Genomic DNA, 22,475 nt, shown 5'->3' on the forward strand with positions numbered 1-22,475 from the left:
CCAGCACAGTTGAGAGAACGTCAAAAAAAAAGAAAATGGTTTGGATATTGATCCACTGTGTCTCAGATTAACTTTCCGAGAAGACGGATAGAGTTAGTCATGTCAGGACCAAGTGGAGATCCGAAGATGATCTGGGTAACACCAGATGCAGTAAGGTCTTCGCACTTCTGCTGAACCATGTCAGGAGTACCTGCAATGGTGAATGCATCAATCTCTGCGTCGCCGACGAGGCCGCCGACTGCACCGAAGTCAAAGCGTCCGAGTGCCTCTTTGATCTTGCCAACGTTGGCAAGGTCAAGGCCGTGGCGCTGGAGCAGGGGTTCAGGTGAACCTGCTGCGATGAATGCTGCAACAATCTTTGCTGCTTTGCGTGCCTTTGCTTCGCTCTGGTCAATGGACATAGCGGTGTATGCACCAACATCGAACTTCTTGAACTTCTTCTCATCAACTGCATCACATGCTGTTTTGATCAGGGGGATAGCAGCTGCAAAGTCCTTCGGGTTGGATGCATTGATAAGTGCTCCCTGACCAATTTCACCGGCAAGTCCGAGCATCTTGGGGCCCTGTGCACCAATGTAGATAGGGATCTGCTTCTTCTTTGCAGGCAGTGTAACACCAGTAAGCTTTGCACCATCGTAGTCGAAGAATTCCATGTTGCCGGTTTTCTTGACTTCTTCTCCAGCACAGAGAGCACTAATCTGCTGGACACCTTCTCTCAGACGTCCGAGAGGCTTTGATGCTGCAATTGCAAGCTTAGGGAGTGTGGAAAGGTCACCAGGTCCAATTCCAAGAACAGCGCGGCCGTCAGAGATCTCATTTAACGTGCACATGAAGGAAGCAATTGCTGCCGGTGTGTCGGTAAATGTGTTCATGATACCCGGGCCCATCTTAATGGAGTCAGTTGCTTCTGCAATTGCAGCAAGGGTTGGGTAGCAGTGACGGTTGTTGTAGTGATTCGTAATCCATGCAAAGTCGATATCTTTCTGCTCTGCAAGTTTACAGTAATTTACCACCTGTTTCACGGTGATATTTCCAGGGACAAATTCTATACCATAACTCATAGGTCTTTCACCTTAACTTCATATAACACATCGAGATTAATATACGTTATCATTTAATTGAGCGCGTATCGGCATCCCCATGCCACCATCCATCAAAACCCAAAATTGCGGGTTAATTATTAACCTACCTCTTATAACCCGGTTAATTTGAGGCGAGCATCCACAGATTTTATTATTTATATGAACGTATCATACATCAGAAGGAGTGTATATACTGGTACCAATGGGTCTGCATAATAACCCGCAGCACCCACATTTGTGTACAGGATACGGAGAAATACATAATGAGAATACTTGCAATCGGGCTCGGTGGGGCGGGCACGCGGATTGTTGATCTTCTGTATAACCACGACATGAAAAGCAGAGTGGGATGTGTTTCAGCGATAGCTGTCGACATAGACGGTAACAGCCTGCGACAGCTTTCAAATATCCCGGATAATGCACGAATGCATTTCCCTGCACTCGATCCTGAGATTCATTTTGACGTAACCTCCACCATCAATGTGGAAGAGGTGATGAATCTCATCCAGAAGATGGACAACTTTGAAATCGACTCCATTATGATCTTTGCCGGTCTGGGAGGAAGTGTCATTGATGCCATCCCGCAACTCACAGAGGAACTGCGTAAATCCTTTATTGAACCAATATTCGGCGTATGTATTCTTCCAATCCGCAACGAGGGCAAACGCCACTCTTCAAAGGCCTCTGATGACTTAAAACGGGTAAAAAGCGTTCTTGACGCAGTGTTTCTCTTTGATAACGAAACATGGCAGGAACGCCTGAAGGCAGAGTATGACCAGTTTAGTGTTGCAAAGGAAACTATCACCAGTTCATACAGACAGAAGGTGTTTCCGGACAATCCCCGTGATGTCTATGCCATCTTGAATGAGAAAATTGCACGTCAGATTGGTCTACTTCTCCGCGCGGGCGAATTTAGCGAAACAGGGGTTGAGGCAGCAGATATTGTCCTTGATGCAGGTGAGGTCTTAAACACCCTGAAGGGAAACGGCCTTGTTGCAATCGGATACGCCACAGAACCCCTGCGCAGCTCATTTAAGGACCGGTTCAACCAATGGCGTTCAGACACATACTTCTCTGAAACGTCCCATAAACGGGCAACACGAATCGTATCTCTCGCAAAACGTGCAGTATATGAGGAAATCTCTGTTCCCTGCGATCTCACCAGTGCAGATAAGGCACTGGTCCTCATCGCGGGGCCATCTCAGGAACTTTCTATGAAAGGATTTCAGACGGTCAGGAAATGGATTGACCGGAGTATCTCAGGTCTTGAGATGCGATCTGGTGACTATCCGGTGATGAATACCCGATTTGTGGGCATCATCATCGTTCTCGCCGGCATCTCAAATATCCCCAGGGTAACCGAGCTGAACGAAATCCGCCGCCAATATGAAGAGGAAAATGCGGCAGAAGAAACGAGGTTTCTTCAGCAAAATGAAGTAAATAATGGCATTTTGAACGGTGAAAGAGAAAAGGCAACAGTACCTTTTGAATCCGTTCAGACGGAAACAGGCGCAGGAGAAGAAGAGAAGGATGACTTTGACATAACAGACCTCTTTGAAGATGAAGCAACTGAATCCGAATACCCACATAACCGGGAAACAGAAATACTATCTGAAGAAGGTGATTACACCTGGCAGGACGAGGAAGAACATCCCCCATATACTTCTATGGAAAGAGAAGAAGACCTTCAGAACAGAGCAAACTGGGAGGGAACCATGGCAGCAGAAGATGGCAAACAGGTACTGAATGACGGGATGATTACCCTTGGCGGTGTGGCACGCAGTGAGAAAAGGAAAGAACAGAACAAGGACAATATGATCTCTGTCGAGGGGAAGGGGAAAAAAAACGCTACTGATGAACAACTCTCAATGCCCGGGCGGCAGGAACGTAATATCGCTGACATGACAAGGATGACAGACGGAGGAGAAAATAAAGGACCTAAAGACTCCATATTCGGTCTGAAAGATATCCCCTCATCTGATAACAAAGGTCCCCGTGATTCGGCACTGGTAGGAGAGAAAATTAGTCTTGGCAAACAGGATAAACGTCCGAATGATGCATCTTTTGGTGGAAAAGATGTCAGTATTTCATTTGTCAAAGGGCCTAATGATTCAGCCTACATGGGACGTTCATTCTCAGTCACGTCCCCACCAAAAGCAAACGACAGTGCTCTCATGGGAAATAAGATCTCGGTAAAGTCATCCGGGATACGCCCAAACGACAATGCACTCATAGGAAATAAGATCTCAGCAAAGTCATCCGAAATACGCCCGAATGACAGTGCACTCACGGGCGGTTCAGTACATCTGTCCCGTGGCACCCCAAAAACAAAGGAGTTTCTCAACGGGGATGTGAAGATGTCCGCACGAGTGCCTGCACCAAAAGATGACCTTATCACTCGTGCAGAACGACGGAAAAATAAAACACAAACCGAAACAAAAAAACCAGAAATAAAGCCAAATTATAAAAAAGGGACTATTTCAAGCGGATACGAAAAAGAGAGTGAACCGGAAGAGGACGACACGGATGACGGCCTCTTCTGGATCAAATAATATTTATCAATACCATTTTACCGGCACGAAACGGCACCGTTGCTGTCCTGATACCGTCCTTCATACTCCCGCGCTCCTGTTTTTACTTCGTGCATGATTATCTGTACCACCCGCTCACCCGCGGGGAGGGTGATATCCTCCGGACCGACGTTGACGAGGCAGAGGGTCAGCTGCCCCCGGAAGCCGGGGTCCACGAACCCGCCACCGATAAGCACACCACGCCTGCCAAATGATGACCGGCACATGAGGGTTGCTGCAACATCACAGGGTAGTTCAACCCGTTCCATGGATGCGACGAGCGTGCATTCACCTTTGGAAAGAAGATAGTCTTCTGCTGAACGCAGGTCATAGGAGGCCGGCTGCTGCGAATCTTTGCTGTATGGCGTTATCACGAGATTGCCAGAGGCTATTCGTTCACCGATATCTGACTCTGAGAGAATCATCGTATGTAGGTTGTGTCTGTAAGGGGAAAATTGCTGTTGCCGGAGAGAAACAGGGGGAAGAAAACAGTGAGAATAAACGGTCCAATCCAGAATGATTATCATCCCCTACCACGAATAAGATGGGTGGATCCATAGGGTAGAGGATATCCTCTTGGGCTTCGAACCCAAGGACGCGGGTTCGATTCCCGCTGGATCCGTTTCATTTTTCAGGATTACATTTAAAAGGGATTATTCTAGGAGGATGTAGTTAGCCACACCCCTTCCAATTGATATCACAGTCGTCTCAACGACTGATTCCGCCGCATCTTTAGCTGTGGCACGCACTCTGATTTTATATTCACCCGGCGGGAAATCAGCAACATAGAGCTGTTTGGTATAGGACTTTTCTTCAGCCGGAACGGTCTCATCAAAGGTGCAGAACTGCGTCCAGAAACCGTCATCCATATTCTCATAATACAGGCACTGCGTAACGGTATCATTCCCTGAATAACTCAGGTTCCAATCCACCGTCAGATCGTTTCCTATCGCAGGACAGATTGTGCCACCTTCATATCCCACATATTCTTCACAGAACAGGTCATGGGCCCGGAGACTAGTGAAGTTTATGCCAGTGGCGTTCATGTCAGGTTCTGCGGTGATGTAAGTCTTTGGCAAGTTCAAAGAAGCGGCATCGTTGAAGGAGATGGATGATCCGTTCCCAAAAATGTTTATATTGCCCGGCTTCATTGGAATCAGCCTGAATTTTGCCTGCCAGGTTTGGCCCAGTTGAATGGTGCTGAGATTAGTAGTAGAATCAAAGTTCAGGCACCGGTTCGCATCCCAGTGGGCGGTCTGGTCAACCGTCTGCCCGGATTCAATATTTGGCAAGCCTTCTGAGCCTTCAGTATTCCAGCTCTTCACAAGAGTGGATTCACCTTCCACGTATTCATATTCCAGTATTGGATCAGACTTGCTATTCGGCTGTGATACATTGTTTAACTCAATGTTTGACATCTTTAAGCTCATCTTTGTGTTGACCCCGGCCGCAGTCTTCAGTTCACCTGCGATGGTCGTATAAATTCCCGCAAGGTCATCACAGGTTGACGCATAATAGTATTTCCCACCAGTATATTTTGCAAGCGCCCGGAGAACATCAATCCCATCATCTTCAAATCCAATTGAATAAATTGCGACACCATGATTAGTAGCATAAACACTCAGGTTCTGCTCTGCTGGATTCGTAATTTCTGGGATATTATAATAATAAACTCCTGGTACTGCAAGCGGGTCGCCACCCGTGTTGTAATTCCCATCCGATAGAAGAATTACCGCTTTAACTGCTTCATTCTGGAATTTTGTATTAATCTCATTTATCGCAAGAAACAGTCCTTTCCGCATCGGCGTGCCTCCATCGGCCCAAAGAGCATCAATCGCGGACTCCACCTCTTCCTTGTTCGTGGTGAAGGGAAGATCCAGAGTGGCATCGCCCCCAAACGAGGTCATCCCAACCCAGTCCTTACCCTCAGTCATATTTTCATTAAAGACCTTCAAGGCATTTATCAGTGATTCAATCTTTTCTCCATTCATACTTCCAGATCGGTCCGCACAGAGCATCACGTGAATCGGGTCTGGAGAAAGGGCATAGCCATCTCCAATCAGACGGACGGTCACATTCACCGGTTTCCCTACTTCAAAGGTTTCCCGGTCGACTTCTGTTTCCACCCGGAGATAGGGATAGTTCCTCCACTCAAGATCAATAGATCTCGACTTCACACCCCACATAGCATTGACAGTACAGGATTCATATCCAGACACATTGATTTCAAAGGCACCGGGGGTAAAGTTCACTGTGGCAATGCCATCTCCGTTGGTCACAGCTGATGAGACATTAAGAGAGGGTACTTCCGGCGTTGTTTCAGAATCTGAAACACCTACAATCCAAAAACTAACATTTTCACCCGGGACACCGTTTCCGCACTCATCCGTTACCTTTGCATAGATATTCGCACCCTTTGCGTTTGGCACATCAGCGGATGGCATCGACTGCGGACTTGCTGTCAGGAGCATATCATCGGGAGAGGTGCTTGCAAACCGGATGGACTGATTAATAGCAACAGAGAAATTCTCCACCGCTTCAGCATGGATGGTATAGTTGGCAACTGTCTCATAAGGACCAAAGGACAAAAAGATCTGCCCGTTACCATTCGTCCGCCAGGTAAACTCATCACCAATGGCATTATTCGTAAATTTCACGGCTTGATTGCACGACGGATTACCATACCGGTCAAAAAGATTGTACATCAGATAAAATTTGGATTCACCATCTGCCGGAACGGATGGCGGGGTGCCCACATTCGGAACAACAGTGACCGTCATCCCATACGGTTGAGCATCCGCAATACCCGTAATGGTCAGCCATTTATCATCCACGGGTGCATTCGGCACGACATGTACCAGATACTTCGGGCCCGCCTCAGTACCCGCTTTAAATGTCGCAACCACCGCTCCCTCAGCATTAACCGGAACCGTCACTGACTCTGCATCATATCCATCACAGTCATAAAATCCCGAACCGGCATACCCGGTGGTTTCGAAAGTTACATTTTCCCGTTTACCACCGTATTTATCCTCATAGAGGCTTGTCACCGCATTCCCGTATGCATCTTCCATCACAATTGTGATATTCATCGTTTTGTCAATGGTCACTTCATTTTCAAATGCGATGCTCTGGATCTTCATCGGAGTGTTATGGTCAATCGGCTGAGATATATTCCGGTAATAATCATAACCCATCCCGTTTACCGAGAAATTAATGTGCAAATCAATCGTTGCATTTCCCGCCCGATTCTTTGATGGGGTGAATACGCCATCGTAATACGGCGAATTACCCACATAATATCCCGTGACACTCCCATACATACTCTCTTCATTGGTACTAAATCTCACATAATTGATCTGCGGTGATACGCTGCCGGTATATTTTGCTCTGATCGTCGAAGTGCCACCGCTGCCTGCTACAAGCCACCCTTTTTCGTCATGTAAATCTGCAGAACTTCCACCATCTATTTTAAAAGTGATGTTGACATCCGCATCTATAATTGGATCTGCTGCTGACACGACGAATGGAAGCACCCCCATAATACCCCCCAACACCAGCAGAATCCACAAAAAATTTTTCATATTTGTTTTCCCCCCATCAATACTGCTCTCATGAAAGACAAACTCCCCAACGGCTGCCAACAATATTAATACTTGCCTATGATTATACAAAATATTTAATAACTACTAACAGGAGAATGGAAGAAATATTAATTCATGAAGATCATAGTTTTGAGATTTTTGGAATACATTTGCCCTCCATTTCTACGAAAAATACTCTCTAACTCAGGAAAAATAATGCACAGACAAAAATTGCATCAATCATTTTAAAATCCCAATTGTGACCTAAACGCTCCATTAAACCAATTATATTGAATTATTGCAGGAAAAACTGAGAATAAATCATGGATATAAAAAAAATCCACTGAACAATTATTCCATATGAAAATCATTCACTTCATTATTCCACAAAAAGAGAGAACATATCTTTAATCCATTTCAGAACGGCGAATGTATTATATACTCAATCCCAAACCATTACCTGAAAATATACCCCCAAAAATGTTGCCGATGACACATCAGACCTAAAATACGATGGCCATCACATGAAATAACACACAATCAACGAGAACGCAGGCCTTTCACGACACCTATGTCACCCCCATTTGCCGGGGAGACAAGAATCTGACAGACAAAAGGCCAATGTAAGCCCAATGGAGAAATCCACTGCTTTATACAGATTTAATACTATAATGGCTGATACAATTTTTTATGGTACAACGGTATAAATGCGGGAATATCATCATATGGAAAGTATCTTTTTTGGCACTCTAAACACAATTCCCTGCCAGATATGCGAAATGGAAGCGGATGGGAAAAATCCATGCAGTAAAACAGAATCATACCCTATTTTTATTCCGGTGGGTATGGGGGGATTGGGGGGATTGGGGGGACTCATAGGGGAGATATATTCCCCGGAACGTTGCACCCACGTGGGTTCGATTCACACGGAAACCATCCAATATTACCATACTGCATTTCAATTGAATTATTCTAGCCGAATGAAGAACTGCCCACCCTGGCCGATGACTATCGAACACAGCGTCTCAGCGACCGAATCCGGTGCATCCGGTGCCATAGCACATACCCTGAGTTTATACTCACCCGGCGGGAAGTCAGCAACATAGAGCTCTCGAGTATGAGAAAGCATACTCACAGGTCCTGTCACCGGTACTTCACTAAAAGGGATCCAGATGCCGTCACCCACCTTCTGGTAATACAGATACTGGGTAGCAGTATAGTTACCGGAATAATTCAGGTTCCACTCCATCGTCAGGTAATTTTCTATCACGTCACCACCCTCTGCCTCAACACAGGTCAGATCAGAGACCTCCAGACCGGTAAAGTTGATACCGGTGGCATTCAGGTAGGGCACTGCAGTGATGTAGGTCTTTGGCAGGAGCAGGAAATCTTCCCCATTATTGAAGAAAATGGCTGATTCTTTGCCAAATATATTGATATTGCCCGGTTTTGAAATATTCAGCCTGAATTTCGCCTGCCAGATCTGCCCCAAATGGATGGTACCGATTTCAGTGGTATTAAAGTTCAGGCTTTGGTTATCTTTCCAGTCATTACGCTGGTCAAACGTCAGGGGGCCCATAATATTGGGTAAATCTTCTGACCCTGGAGGAGACCCAGTGGTATTCCAGCTCATTACCAGGGTTGAGATACCATCTTCATATTCATATTCCAGAATAGGATCTGAGGGGTCGTTCTCCACCGATACATTGTTCTGTTCAATGTTGGTGAACATTACATCCATGGTTGTATTCACACCGGCCTCGGTCTTCAGTTCACCTGCGATTTTGGTATAGATGGCTGCCAGGTCATCACCCGTGGGTGCATGATTGTATTTTCCGCCAGTACCTGTAGCAAGCGTCTTGAGGGTATCAATTCCATTATCTGTAAGCCCATCCCCAAACGATATTGAGTAGATGGTGATGTTATGATTGACAGCATACACACTCAGATTCTGCTCTTCAACGTCTAAAATTTCACTGAAATTAATATAATCTAACGAGTAGTGACCGAATGGAGATTGGGTTGGACTCTTATATAATGAATCATCATCACCTACATATATTGGGGAATATAAATAGCCAGTTCCACGGGCAAGCGGATCTCCATAGTTGTTGTAATCTCCATCAGAGAGTACAATTACCGCCTGCACCGCATCGATACGGGGCTTTCCAACGATTTCATTTATCGCAAGATACAGCCCGTAACGCATTCCTGTATAACCTCCTGGAACCAAATGGTCAATCGTTTGGTTTACCATAGCCCTGTTCAAGGAAGTGAGTGGAAGATCCATTGTAGCTAAATCAGAATAGGTTTTGGGTACGATATATGGATCGCTCGCGTAATTGATAGTACCCCTTTTTCCAAACGATGTCATCCCGACCCAATCCCTGCCCTCGGTCATCTCTGTATTAAATACCTTCAGGGCAGACATCAGTGATACCATCCGATCAGGAGAATCATAAGTCATACTCCACGACCGGTCCACACAGAGCATCACATCGATCGGGTCAGGAGAGAGAGCATAGCCATCACCAATCAGCCGGATGGTCACCTCAACCGGATCGCCCACCTGAACAGTTTCCGGATTGACCTCGGTTTCCACCCGGAGATAGGGATAGTTCTTCCACACGAGATCAATTGATCTCGTCTTTTTGGGTGGGGTGCCCCAGCGTGCCACAACCGTACAGGATTCTGATGCAGTCGCATTGTAATGATCATCACTGATATTGGTAACAAATCGTCCGGGAGTAAAGTGCACCGTAGCAACACCATCAATATCCGTTATGGCAATTGCATCAGTAACACCGGGGGTATCATCAAGGTAGGGATCCAGTTCTTGCGCATCATCCCACAAACCCGGAGGTGTGATAAAGAACTGGACTGTCTCTCCCGGAACGCCATTTCCACTCTCATCGGTTACTTTCGCAAGGAGATCTGCATGAAATCCAGCTTCAACATCAGCAGACGGCATTGACTGCGGGTTTGCCGTCAGAAGCATATCTTCAGGAGAGGTGTTGGTGAAACGGAGCTCCTGATCAACGGTGACAGAGGTATTCTCCACTGCATAAGCATGAATTGTGAAGAGAGTCACCCGGTCAAAGGGACCGAAGGTGAACTTTACCTCGCCATCACTGTTCGTCCGTCGGATGAATTCATCTTCGAAAACAGAGTCATTGAAATGCAGAGTCTGATTACCGGACGGATTGCCATACCTGTCAAACAAACGGTATGTCAGGTAAAATTTAGATTCACCATCAGCCGGAATATACGGCGGGGTAACCACATTTGGATCGACAGAGACTACAATTGCATACGGTTTGGCATCTGCAAGAGCAGTGATGGTCAGCCATTTGTCATTCACATATATATCCGGCACGACATGAATCAGATACTTGGGCCCTGCCTCGGTGCCTGCCTTAAATGTCGCAACCACTGAACCTTCTGCATTGACCGGTATGGTCACCGACTCTGCACCATATCCGGTGCCATCATAGAATCCGGAACCTGCATACGAGGTGGTCTCAAAGGTCACACCCTCCGGCGAGCCAACGACACCCAATGCATCCTCATAGAGACTGTTTACCGTATTGCCATATCTATCCACCATCGTCATCGTGATATTCATCATCTCGTTCAGAGTGACTTCACCTTCAAAGACGAGGTTCTGGATTTTCTTTGGCGCGGCATGGTCAATCGGCTGATACACAGTCCGGTAATAGTCATAACCAATACCCTCTGCCGTGTAATTGATATGCACCTGTATCGTTGCGTTTCCTGCCACCTTTTTTGATGCAGAGAAGACAACTTCACAGGGCAAACTTGCCGCATCCTTCCCCTTAACCTTGCCATATGTATCCTCCTCAAGCGAGATAATTCTCACAAAATTGATATCCGGTGACCCACTGCCAGTATAGTCAACCCGAATCACCGAAGAGATACCGCTACCTGCAACAAGCCACCCGTTTTCATCATGCAAATCTGCAGGGTTCCCATCATCTATGAAAAATTCGATGGAGACATCCTCATCAGTAATTGGATCTGCTGATACCATGACTGGAAGCACACCCACAATCACCCCCAACACCAACAGAATCCATAAAGAATTCTTCATGTATTTTTATCCCCCAAAAATTATTGCATTTCACAAAAGACAACAGGTACACCCGACACCCGTCACAATCCATTGTTATAGTTTCCTATACATATCCGACATATTTAAGTATTGCCAGAAATAAGAACACAGAAATAAATGATATATCGGAGCTAAACATGCATGATTTATCTGAAGATATTTGCCCAGACAAATTAGAAAAAAACCCTGTTTTTTTGGTTAAATACATAATAAAATAGAATACTATTTTAAGCAAAAATAAGACATTTCACTTTTTAATTCAAATTCAGGCCACAAGTCAGACAATTATGAGAGAATCCCAGACACATATTTTTTAGGGAAAAACCGGGCTACACTCCCCGTTTTTCCGGATGGAAATAATATACACCACAAGGCACGGAAATGTCTTGCAAAAGTGCACACCACATTTGAAAGCAACAGAGTATCCCCCATGCAAAAAAACATATACGAAAACAGAAAACCACAAAAACGTTGCCGATAAGGATACCACACCCAAAAAATGACGAAAAGCACAGAAAAAGGTCTGCACCATCAGCGAAGAGAGCAAAATATTACGAGATACAACCAGTGCGCACCCTCTTTTTTGCTAGTGAGATAAATTTCTTATGGGTAATGTGGCGTGGGTATGTGTGTGACTATAACATACCCAATGGACGATCCTTCGGTGCATACCTAAAGCGGTACTACCGGATTGCCTGACACAATCGGGTACTGATCCCTCAATCTGAAAAAATCACATTATGCAGAGATTTATGCGAAAATCAGCCATTCCCTGCCCGGGAGAAAGAGAAGGACAGGGAGGAAGAAAACAGCACGAGAGAAGGGATCCCCGGAATGATTATCCTTTACGTTTATCGATGAAAAGGGGGGGAACCACTCAGGGGAGATGACACACCCCCGGGCTTCAAAACGTGGGGTGCGGATTCAGTTTTCCCTGAAACTGTGCACGACTAAAAGAGAATACATATAAAATTTATCCAAGACGGATGAAGAAATCTCCACCCTGCCCGATGACTATTGTTTCTGAGGTCTCAATGACCGAGTCTGGTGCATCATCTGCCATAGCACGCACCCTGAGTTTATACTCACCCGGCGGGAAATCAGCCACACAGAGTTGCCCGGTCTGGAAACTGACAGGTACCGGCCCGGGGACGGTCATTTTATTAAAGTTTGTCCAGATACCGTCACCCACCTTATGGTAATACAGATTCTGTGTGACATTGTTTGTACCGGAATAATTCAGGTTCCATTCCATCGTTAGAGAACTGCTAATCACATCGCCATTCTTAACCTCAACGCATACGAGATCAGAGACCTGCAGCCCGGTGAAGTCGATACCGGTGGCATTCAGCACCGCGGTGATGTAGGTCTTTGGAATGGGCAGAGTATCTTCACCATTGAAGGTGATAAGTGACCTATTATCGAATATGTTAATATTACCAGGCTTTGTCACATTCAGCCTGAATTTTGTCTGCCAGACCTGCCCCAGATTGATGGTGCCGATTTCAGTGGCATCAAAAGTCAGTTTCTGATTGCCATTCTCCCAGTCATTAGTCTGGTCAGAAAAATTCAGGGGACGCACCACATTGTCTGAATCTTCAGACCACTGAGGAGACAACACAGTATTCCAGCTTTTTATCAGGGTTGATAAATTATCCACAGATTGATACTCCAGTATGCGGTTATCCGGGCCATTCACCTCTGTCTCATTGTTCAGTTCAATATCGGTGAACATCAGATCCATGGTTGTATCCACACCGGCTTCGGTCCTCAGTTCACCTGCGATTTCGAGATAAATGGCTGCAAGATCCTCACCCGTAGGTGCATATTTATACAGTCCGCCAGTACTTGTCGCAAGCGTCTTGAGAGTATCAGTGCCATCTTCTGTAAGCCCATTCCCAAATGCAATTGAGTATATGGTGATGTCATGATCGTTGGCATACACACTCAGGTTCTGCCATTTTAAGTTCTGCGAGTCATCAGATGAGAGATCATCGTAGTAGTAATAATCACATGGATAGTCACTGCCACAACGCCAACGATAACAGTTACCGTTACAGTAACCATTCTGATGTCGGTAACAATTACCTTTGGAAAACGATTCATCACGGGCAAGCGGGTCACCACCCGTGTCGTAATCCCCATCTGATACCAGAACTATCGCCTTCACCGCATCTGGATCCCCATTTTCAATGAGCTCATTTATCGCAAAATACAGCCCATGACGCATCGGTGTGCCACCCATCGGCACCAACTGGCTAATCGTTTGGTTCGCCGTATCTATTTCATTGGTAAGGCAGAGATCCAGTGTGGCATAATCAGCATAGGTTTTCCCGTTGCCCAAGTAATGAGCATTGATGTAGGCAATATCTTCAGAGGAATTATAGTACTCATAATATCCATTACCACACCCATGACCATGACCATGACCATAACCATTACCATTACCACACTCTGACTCATCTGACACATTATACATATAATTCTCCTTACTGTCATCCCCCGGCCAGTAATAAGCCCAATAATCATAGATATCTGCACTGCCATTTATTCCAAAAGATGTCAGCCCGATCCGGTCCCTGCCTTCTGTCATCTTTCCATTAAAAATTTTCATGGCATCCATTGCTGATACCATCCGGTCAGGATTATCTTCGAGCATACTTCCCGAACGGTCCGCACAGAGCATCACATCTATCGGGCTGGGATAGAGTGCCCACCCATCCCCTGTCAGACGGATGGTCGCATCCACTGCTCCCCCCACCTCAACAGTTTCCGGACTGACCTCAGTTTCCACCCGGAGATAGGGATAATTTCTCCATGTGAGATCGATCTTTTGCGACTTCGTGCCCCACGTTGCCAGAATATCACATGATTCTGATGCAGTCGCGAGGTAATTTTCATCACTGCTATCCTGGATAAATTCTCCAGGGGTAAAATTCACCACAGCAATGCCATCAGCATTTGTAAATGCCGTCGAAGCATCAAGGGAGGGACTTACCTCCTGTGCTGCAGAAAACCCTCCATCCGGTATCAACAATATGAAATTGACCTCTTCTCCCGGGACGCCGTTTCCGCTTTCATCCGTTACCTTCGCAAGAATTTGTGCTTTAATATCAGGTCTCGCATCGGCAGACGCCATAGACTGTGGATTTGCCATCAGATACATCCCTTCAGGAGCAGTACTGACGAAACGAAGCTTCTGATCGACAGCAACAAAGGGATTTTCTTTCGCTTCGGCATGAACCGTTAATGTGGTTGCGGTATCAAAGGTACCAAAAATATCAGAAGCAACCTTTACCTCTCCGTCACTGTTTGTCCACCAGGTGAACGTACGACCGGTGACCTCTTCACTGAAGTCCAGAGCATGGTTGCAGGATGGATTGCCATACTTGTCAAACAGATTATATGTCAGATAAAATTTTGATTCACCGTCCGCAGGCTGAGACGGCGGATTGCCATCCTTCGGATTGACAGAGACTCGTATCTCATACGGTTTACCATTTGCAAGAGCAGTGATGGTCAGCCATTTATCATGCACGTCTCCACTCGGCACAATATGAATCAGGTACTTCGGCCCCGCCTCGGTGCCTGTTTTAAATGTTGCAACCACTGAGCCTTCGGCACTGACCGGTACAGTTAATACATCTGTGCCATATCCAGTATCATTATAAAATCCCGACCCGGCATGCGATGTGGTTGAGAGGGTCACACTCTCAGGCGTGCCTCCGGTTGCATCCTCATAAAGACTGTTTACCGTATTGCCATATGCATCCTCCATCACCATGGTGATGTCCATCTCCTCATCAAGAGTTACTTCACCTTCAAATGAGATATTCTGGAAATTCAGGGGAATATTATGATCAATCCGTTGGTACACAGTCCGGTAATAGTCATTCCCGATGCCACTTGTGATATCGGTATAATTGATCTGCACCTGTATCGGTGCATCTCCTGCCACATTCTCTGATGCAGAGAAGACAATATTATAGGGGGCAGTGGTCACTCGATCCCCGACAACATCGCCATAAGTGTCCTTCTCAAGTGAGGTAAACCTCACATAATGAATTACAGACATGTTGACGGCACAAGCGACCTGGATAGTCGATGTGGTGGTGCCACTGCCTGCAACAAGCCACCCGTTTTTAGCATGCAAATCTGACTGATCGCCATCATCAATCTTAAAACAGACCGAAACATCTGTATCGTTAATGGGATACGCTGATGCCAGGATTGGAAGCACACCTACAATGACAGCCAACACCAGCAAAATCCGTAATGAATTCTTCATTTTTATCTTTCTCCCTTCACTTTAGTTTTGAAAAGGCAACTCATGCATCAACAACCTTCATTATTTTAATATGTGGCAGCCACAGCACTATTTATATAGTGTATCTAAATTGACCATATTTATAAATGCGCATAACCATGACCAAAGAAATAATATTTTATCAGAGTCATGTCGAAAGCCATTTTAGGGCTGATTTAACCACGGTTTCAGACAAATAACCGGATAACACATTAAATAATATCCTCCCACCAGAATTAAATCAACAATAAAACGAGGAATTAATGTTCCATATCTCCATTTAATTTATTATAACCCTTCAATTCACCTAAAATACCTAATATTGTCCAGACAATAAAACAAAGCCTATAACAATAATATTTCAGGGAAATAATACACACCAAATGGCCCTGCAAAAGAGGAATAATGATGGTGCAAAGGTGCAATTCGCTTTCGCCATACCATATCGTCTATCATTGGCAAAGGAACCAGCCCTACATAATTATCCTCAAAACTCGATTATCATTAAAAAATTGATTTTATAAAACAATAGAAGAAGTCATGATTTAACCTCCATGAGATAATGAAAACACAATCCCGGGAGATACAAGAAGTATCTTCCCAGATACCAACCAAGGGACCCAGGCTCAATACCCGGGGAAAAATCGTTCCAAAAAAATTATTCAAGGCGGATGAAGTACTGTCCGCCCTCGCCAATGACTATCGTATACGGTGTCTCAATGACTGAATCCGGTGCATCTTCTGCTGTGGCACGTATCCTGAGTTTATATTCACCCGACGGGAAATCGGCAACATAGAGCGTTCGGGTATAAGGCACCATACTCACCGGCCCTTCCTTCGTTACGTTACCAAATGTAGCCCAAATACCATCAGCTTGATTCTGGTAATACAGATACTGCATTGCAGTCTTGGTACCGGAGTAATTCAGGTTCCAGTTCATTGTCAATTCGTTTTCAATCGCCCCACCACCCTCTGCCTCAGGGCATACCAGGTTATAGACCTGCAGACCAGCAAAGTCAATGCCCGTCGCAGTCAAATTATCCACTGCAGTGATGTATGTCTTCGGCAGGGCAAGAGAATCGGCACCGCCATTGAAAAAGATAGACGACCCTCCCCCAAATATATTGATATTTCCAGGCTTCGAGACATTCAGCCTGAATACCGCCTGCCAGGTCTGACCCAGGCGAATCGTACCAATTTCATCGATCTCAAAGTTCAGGCTCTGATTTGCGGCCCAGTCGTCGCGCTGGTCAAGCGTCTTGGGGCCAATGACATTGGGTGATTCTTCAGAACCCGTTGTATTCCAACTTTTTACGAGGGTCGACACACCGTTCTCGTATTCATATTCAAGGATTGGATCATTGGGATCGTTCTGCTGGGACACATTGTTGAGTTCAATGTTTTGGAACAGGATATCCATTGTTGTGTCCACACCGGCCTCTGTTTTGAGTTCACCGGCAATGTCGGTGTAAATCGCCGCTAGTTTATCTCCGGTTGGTGCATGATAGTATTTTCCTCCAGTGCTCTCCGCGAGAATACGAAGTGTTTCTTTCCCATTGCCTGAAATCCCATCTTTAAACGAAATAGAATAAATTGTGACATTATGGTTGATGGCATACACACTCATATTTTGTTCAGCTGAAGACAGAGAAGCATCGTTAAACTTGTAGTAATCAATGCAATCAGTTCTCCAATCATCACCAAGCCAAGCATAATCATAAATCCTATTGTCATATGTCCAAAATCCTGTGTATGACCCCCTTTTAAGCGGATCACCATAGTAGTTGTAATCACCGTCTGATAGGAGAATCACTGCCCTAACCGCATCAGTATGTTGAATTCCAACAAACTCCTTTATCGCCAGATACAACCCATACCGCATCGACGTCCCTCCGTTTGCGACAAGGTTATCAACAGCAGTATTCACCACATCCCGATCATCTGAGAATTTAAGATTCACACTGGCATCGCTCCCAAACGAGGCAAGCCCCACCTGGTCCCTCACCGTCATCTCACTATTAAAGACTTTCAGCGCACTTTTCATTGAAGACATCCGACTGGGACTATCATCTAGCATACTCGTGGATCTATCCGCACAAAGCATCACATCAATCGGATCAGGATACAGTGCCCACCCATCACCCACCAGCCGGATGGTCACATCCACAGGATCTCCCACCTCAACCGTTGCCGGGTCAACCTCAGTCTCTACCCGGAGATAGGGATAGTTCTTCCACTCGAGATCAATCTTTCGTGTCTTCCCGCCCCACATAGCCACAACCGTACATGAATCTGTTGCAGTCTCACTATAATTCACATCACTAATGTCGGTTGTAAAAGCCCCGGGGGTAAAGTGTATCATGGCAATACCATCCCCGTCAGTAATTGCGTTTGACGGTTCAGGAAGGGACGGGACATCAACCTGCGCTGAAGAATATCCTGAAATTGGCGGCAAAATAAAGAACGTGACCTCTTCTCCTGCAACGCCATTTCCGCTCTCATCAGTAACTTTCGCAAGGACATCTGCACCCGTTGCGGTTATCACATCAGCAGACGGCATTGATTGTGGATTTGCCGTCAGAAGTATCTCTGCAGGGGAGGTATTTGTAAAACGGACCACCTGATCTACAGCAACGGAAACATTCTCCACTGCATGTGCATGGATAGTGTATGTACCCATCCAGTCAAAAGGACCGAAGGAGAACATGATCTGACCATCACTGTTCGTCCGCTGGGTAAACGCATTACCAATGATATCATCAATAAAATACACGGTCTGGTTTCCGGACGGGTTTCCGTACTGGTCAAACAGGTTGTATGTCAGATAAAATTTGGATTCGCCATCTGCCTGAATATACGGTGGGTCGTCCACATTCGGATTTGGATCTACAGAGACCGTTATTGCATACGGAGCACCATCCGCAAGAGCGGTAATGGTCAGCCATTTGTCATTCAGGGCTTCATCCGGCACGATATGGATCAGATATTTCGGTCCGGCTTCAGTTCCTGTCTTAAATGTCGCAACAACGGAACCATCTGCTGTGACAGGCACATCCACAGAACCTGCATCATATCCGCTGCCATCATCATAAAATCCTGAATCCGCATATGATGTGGTCGTGAATGTCACTCCCTCAGGCGTGCCACCGGTTGCATCCTCGTAGAGACTGGTGACCGTATTGCCATATGCGTCCTCCATCGTCATTGTGATGTCCATTGCCGTGTCAAGGGTGACTTCACTATCAAATGCGATGTTCTGGATCTTCATTGGCGTGTTATGATCAATCGGCTGAGATATATTCAGGGAATAATCATAATCAATCTCATCTGCGGTGTAATTGATCTGCACCTTTATCGGTGCATTTCCGGCCGTATTCTTTGATGCAAAAAAGACAGCCCTATAGGGCGCTCCGGTGTCATACCCACCTGCCACATCACCATACGTATCCTTCTCAACTGAGGTAAACCTCACAAAATGGATATCCGGCGACCCACTACCGACATAGGTTACATTGATCGTCGACGTGATGTCGCTCCCTGCGACAAGCCATCCGTTGTTATCATGCAAATCTGCAGGATTCCCATCATCGATGATAAAATCGATAGAGATATCCGTGTCCGTAATTGGACCTGCCGATGCAGCGATTGGAAGTATCCCCACAATAACTCCAAACACCAGCAGAATCCGTAATGAATTCCACATCTATTTCCCCCCCAACTATACTGATTCTCAAAGGAAACGGGCACATCAGTAACCCACAACATAGTCTGATTATTCTATTTCAGAACGATATATTTAAACCTAGAGAAAATGGTACTTTTGAAAAAAAGGAGAGAACGGGGTCAGAGATGCCGGGTTTTGGGAGGACGTTTGCCCCGCCGTTTCAGAGAAACATTTCCCCGTTTCAGGTAAAATACTGCTCCCACAATAATTATACCAAAAATTAAAACATAGAACAGAGGATTAAAAGGTTTATTCATCTCAATATCAAGCGTTATTTCTGTGGCACCCAGAGGGATTTCCCGAGTGACTTCACCTGACGTATACCCCTCCTTCTGGACGGTAATTCGATAGACCACATGGCTTTGCAAAGGTGTTGTAAATGTGCCATCCGCTTTCGTTATACCAAGATATATATCATTGGCAGAAACACTGGCTCCGGAAATCGACTTAAATTCGCTATCATGCACCGTGATCGTAACGGCAGTATCTGCATAATTTAATTCAATGATAACATCCTGCAGTGCATCATCGGCTGTTATCGTTTTTGAGACCGTGGTAAACCCATCTTTCGCTGTCTGGATTTCATGCTGACCGGCATTAAGGTATACAATGCCCGTTCTCCCATAGTCACTCGTTGTGCCGGAATTTTTGCCATCAATGAGAATTGTTGCTCCTCCGACAGGCATCTTATCAACACCATACACAGAGACTGTTACAGGATAGAGAGTCTTTGAAAGTTCGGCTCTATACACCAGCATATCACTTGCAATATAAACATCATCTGAATAGGCAAGGTATTCGTCTCCGGTGATCCGGATGGTGTGAGACCGTTCCCGTTCAACAAATGAAGTGACCTTCCCCTCGTCACTTGTTTCACCAAAGAAGATACCATCAATATAAACATCCACACCGGAAAGAGGGGCCCCAGTCTCCTGATCTTCCACTTCAACAATAAATACATCATCACGAATGAGACGATAGTCTACTGCTTTGGCGGTATTTTCCACTTCAACTGTCTTATAGAGAGGATCATAATTGATTGCACGGACCTCCACGTTGTAGATTGCGCCTGCTTTTACATTAAAAGAAGCAACACCCCCACTCCCGGTGTTGACACTATTGACATACTCCTCTCCGGTCACTTTAACCAGTGCATCAGGAACAGGTTCCAGGGTGTCTGCATCATAGACCGTAACCGTCAGAACAGTTGCCTGCCGGGACATCTCCGCACGGATACTGGTTTGTGTTTCAGAGAGCAGTGACTGCCATTGAATATACCCCGTCTTCTCCAGACCCAAACGGAATGATTCGCCGAGACCATGTTCATATATATACTGGCCGGCCGAATTTGTCTCCCCCTCGTATAACCCGTTTACATATATCTTGACACCTGAAATCGGACTGCCGGATGTATCATCTACTGCGGTAACTGTCAGAATGACGGCCTGCCCGAAACCACAGAGTGCACCAAGCAGAAGCAATACAGAAACGGTGCGGAACCAGTTCATAAAAGAAAATATTATATTACTATAATTTAGTCCATTCGGTCGAGTTCAATGGAATCCTGGGGGATTCTGTCAAGCAGCATCCCCTCCACCACCACCGGATACAGGCGGCGAGCCTCCTCAAGGGCCCGATCAAGGTGTTCCTGACTTTCTGCATATATCGTATAAATGGTCTCGCCTTTCCTCAGCTGTGTCCCAACTTTTGCATTACAGTAGATTCCTGCCCCCTTATCATGCGGTGCGCCTGCAAGACGGGCAACGGTAATAAGGCCGGTATTATTGAGGCTGACCACATAGCCGGATACCGGAGATGGTATAGCTGCAGAATATTTTCCGGGGAGGATATCTGACGAATGGACATCTGATTTACCACCCTGAACTGCGATAATTTCATGGAATTTTTTCAGCGCCGCACCGGAAGAGAGGAGGGAGCGTGCCATTTCTTCTCCCCCGTTGCGTTGCGCTTTCCCTGCCATCTCAAGCAGAATACCTGAGATTGCAACACTTTTTTCAATGAGTGAATTAGGGGTTTTTGCCCCTTCCAAAACAGAGAGTGCCTCTGCCACCTCAAGATTCGGTCCGATGGCACGCCCTACCGGTGAATCTCCATAGGTAACAGCACACTCCACCTGCATGCCCAGACGACTGCCTATCTCGATGAAATCCTGTGCCAGCCGACGGGCATCCTGCATGGTGTGCACCTTGGTTGTGGGCCCGACCGGGATGTCTATCACCACCATCTCAGCCCCGACAGCAAACTTCTTTGCCATGACACTTGCGATCATCTGCCCACGTTCGTCTATCTTGAAGGGATATTCCACCCGGATGATGAGATCATCTGCCGGTGCAATATTTGTCGAGCCGCCCCACACAATCACCCCCCCTGCCTGATTGGTCATTTTCTGTACTTCTTCTGCACTAAAATTGATGGGGGCAAGGACTTCCATTAAGTCTGCTGTGCCTCCCGCACCGGTGATAGCACGGGAACTCGTTTTCGGTATGGTGAGGCCCGCTGCAGCGATGATGGGTACCACAAGGAGGGTAATCTTGTTGCCCGGGACACCACCGATTGAGTGTTTGTCCACCACCGGGTGGGTGGCAAACTCAATCCGTTCACCAGTCTCCACCATTGCACGAGTGAGTGACTCAACCTCATCAAGGTCCATTCCATTGATGTAGCTCGCAGTAACAAATGCGGTGATCTCATTCAGAGAAAGGTTCTCATTCACCATATCACGGACAATTGTCATCATCTCTTCAGCAGTGAGACGGCCTTTGTCCATCTTTTTGCGGATAAACCGAATTGAGGACGGAGGAACCGCCGTGTGCACCTCAACCGTATCCCCATCACTGAGACCCAGATCAGAACACGTCACATTGTAGAGGGCAACAGTCCCGGAAGTAAGGATTGATGTCGTAATGTCAACGACCATAGGGGCAGATTTTCCTGTTTCCGGATGGATAACACGGAGACGGTCACCGTCAAAGACTCCGAGGCGGCGTGCATCCTCTTCATGGATAACCCCCCCACGGCCAGCAATATCAACACGTTGTACTAAAAGCTGCATATCG

9 protein-coding genes and 1 tRNA gene are annotated in these 22,475 nt (G+C 46.1%); 2 read left to right on the forward strand and 8 right to left on the reverse strand.

From position 1 onward, the window contains the following. Nucleotides 1–62: 62 nt before the first annotated feature. On the reverse strand, nucleotides 63–1,061 hold the full coding sequence (locus L0665_RS04375; protein ID WP_274924488.1) for a 5,10-methylenetetrahydromethanopterin reductase: 999 nt from the start codon (nucleotides 1,059–1,061) through the stop codon (nucleotides 63–65). Nucleotides 1,062–1,345: 284 nt separating this feature from the next. Between L0665_RS04375 and L0665_RS04380 the strand changes: the two genes are divergently transcribed. After that, on the forward strand, nucleotides 1,346–3,634 hold the full coding sequence (locus tag L0665_RS04380; protein ID WP_274924489.1) for a tubulin/FtsZ family protein: 2,289 nt from the start codon (nucleotides 1,346–1,348) through the stop codon (nucleotides 3,632–3,634). Between the two features lie 17 nt (nucleotides 3,635–3,651). Here the strand turns inward: L0665_RS04380 and L0665_RS04385 are convergent, their stop codons facing one another. Beyond that, complete coding sequence (locus tag L0665_RS04385) at nucleotides 3,652–4,077, reverse strand: dCTP deaminase (protein WP_274924490.1); 426 nt, start codon at nucleotides 4,075–4,077, stop codon at nucleotides 3,652–3,654. Nucleotides 4,078–4,202: 125 nt separating this feature from the next. Between L0665_RS04385 and L0665_RS04390 the strand changes: the two genes are divergently transcribed. Next, nucleotides 4,203–4,274 (forward strand) — tRNA-Arg (locus L0665_RS04390). A gap of 31 nt (nucleotides 4,275–4,305) precedes the next feature. Here the strand turns inward: L0665_RS04390 and L0665_RS04395 are convergent. The 6 genes from L0665_RS04395 to L0665_RS04420 form a co-directional block, all read right to left on the reverse strand. Beyond that, nucleotides 4,306–7,236 (reverse strand): VWA domain-containing protein, encoded by a 2,931-nt coding sequence (locus tag L0665_RS04395; protein WP_274924491.1) that lies wholly within the window; start codon nucleotides 7,234–7,236, stop codon nucleotides 4,306–4,308. A 967-nt stretch (nucleotides 7,237–8,203) separates the two neighbouring features. Further along, nucleotides 8,204–11,347, reverse strand: a complete 3,144-nt coding sequence (locus tag L0665_RS04400) for a VWA domain-containing protein (RefSeq protein ID WP_274924492.1) — start codon at nucleotides 11,345–11,347, stop codon at nucleotides 8,204–8,206. A gap of 994 nt (nucleotides 11,348–12,341) precedes the next feature. Further along, nucleotides 12,342–15,656: a hypothetical protein gene (locus tag L0665_RS04405; RefSeq protein ID WP_274924493.1), complete on the reverse strand. Its 3,315-nt coding sequence runs from the start codon at nucleotides 15,654–15,656 to the stop codon at nucleotides 12,342–12,344. Nucleotides 15,657–16,332: 676 nt separating this feature from the next. Continuing rightward, nucleotides 16,333–19,377: a VWA domain-containing protein gene (locus tag L0665_RS04410; RefSeq protein ID WP_274924494.1), complete on the reverse strand. Its 3,045-nt coding sequence runs from the start codon at nucleotides 19,375–19,377 to the stop codon at nucleotides 16,333–16,335. Nucleotides 19,378–19,517: 140 nt separating this feature from the next. Then, a complete protein-coding gene (locus L0665_RS04415; RefSeq protein ID WP_274924495.1) occupies nucleotides 19,518–20,906 on the reverse strand; it encodes a PEGA domain-containing protein in 1,389 nt (462 codons plus the stop codon). A gap of 26 nt (nucleotides 20,907–20,932) precedes the next feature. Beyond that, the gene (locus L0665_RS04420; protein WP_274924496.1) at nucleotides 20,933–22,471 is read right to left on the reverse strand and encodes an AMP phosphorylase; all 1,539 of its coding nucleotides are present in this window, start codon (nucleotides 22,469–22,471) and stop codon (nucleotides 20,933–20,935) included. Between the last annotated feature and the right edge of the window lie 4 nt (nucleotides 22,472–22,475).

This window comes from Methanogenium marinum (genome assembly GCF_028912405.1).
Classification (GTDB): Archaea; Halobacteriota; Methanomicrobia; order Methanomicrobiales; family Methanomicrobiaceae; genus Methanogenium; species Methanogenium marinum.

Excerpts from the sequence above, each read along its gene's own strand:
- L0665_RS04420 (WP_274924496.1), bottom strand. The coding sequence starts at position 22,471 with ATGCAGCTTTTAGTACAACGTGTTGATATTGCTGGCCGTGGGGGGGTT.
- L0665_RS04385 (WP_274924490.1), bottom strand. The coding sequence starts at position 4,077 with ATGATTCTCTCAGAGTCAGATATCGGTGAACGAATAGCCTCTGGCAAT.
- L0665_RS04405 (WP_274924493.1), bottom strand. The coding sequence starts at position 15,656 with ATGAAGAATTCATTACGGATTTTGCTGGTGTTGGCTGTCATTGTAGGT.
- L0665_RS04380 (WP_274924489.1), top strand. The coding sequence starts at position 1,346 with ATGAGAATACTTGCAATCGGGCTCGGTGGGGCGGGCACGCGGATTGTT.
- L0665_RS04395 (WP_274924491.1), bottom strand. The coding sequence starts at position 7,236 with ATGAAAAATTTTTTGTGGATTCTGCTGGTGTTGGGGGGTATTATGGGG.
- L0665_RS04415 (WP_274924495.1), bottom strand. The coding sequence starts at position 20,906 with ATGAACTGGTTCCGCACCGTTTCTGTATTGCTTCTGCTTGGTGCACTC.
- L0665_RS04400 (WP_274924492.1), bottom strand. The coding sequence starts at position 11,347 with ATGAAGAATTCTTTATGGATTCTGTTGGTGTTGGGGGTGATTGTGGGT.
- L0665_RS04410 (WP_274924494.1), bottom strand. The coding sequence starts at position 19,377 with ATGTGGAATTCATTACGGATTCTGCTGGTGTTTGGAGTTATTGTGGGG.
- L0665_RS04375 (WP_274924488.1), bottom strand. The coding sequence starts at position 1,061 with ATGAGTTATGGTATAGAATTTGTCCCTGGAAATATCACCGTGAAACAG.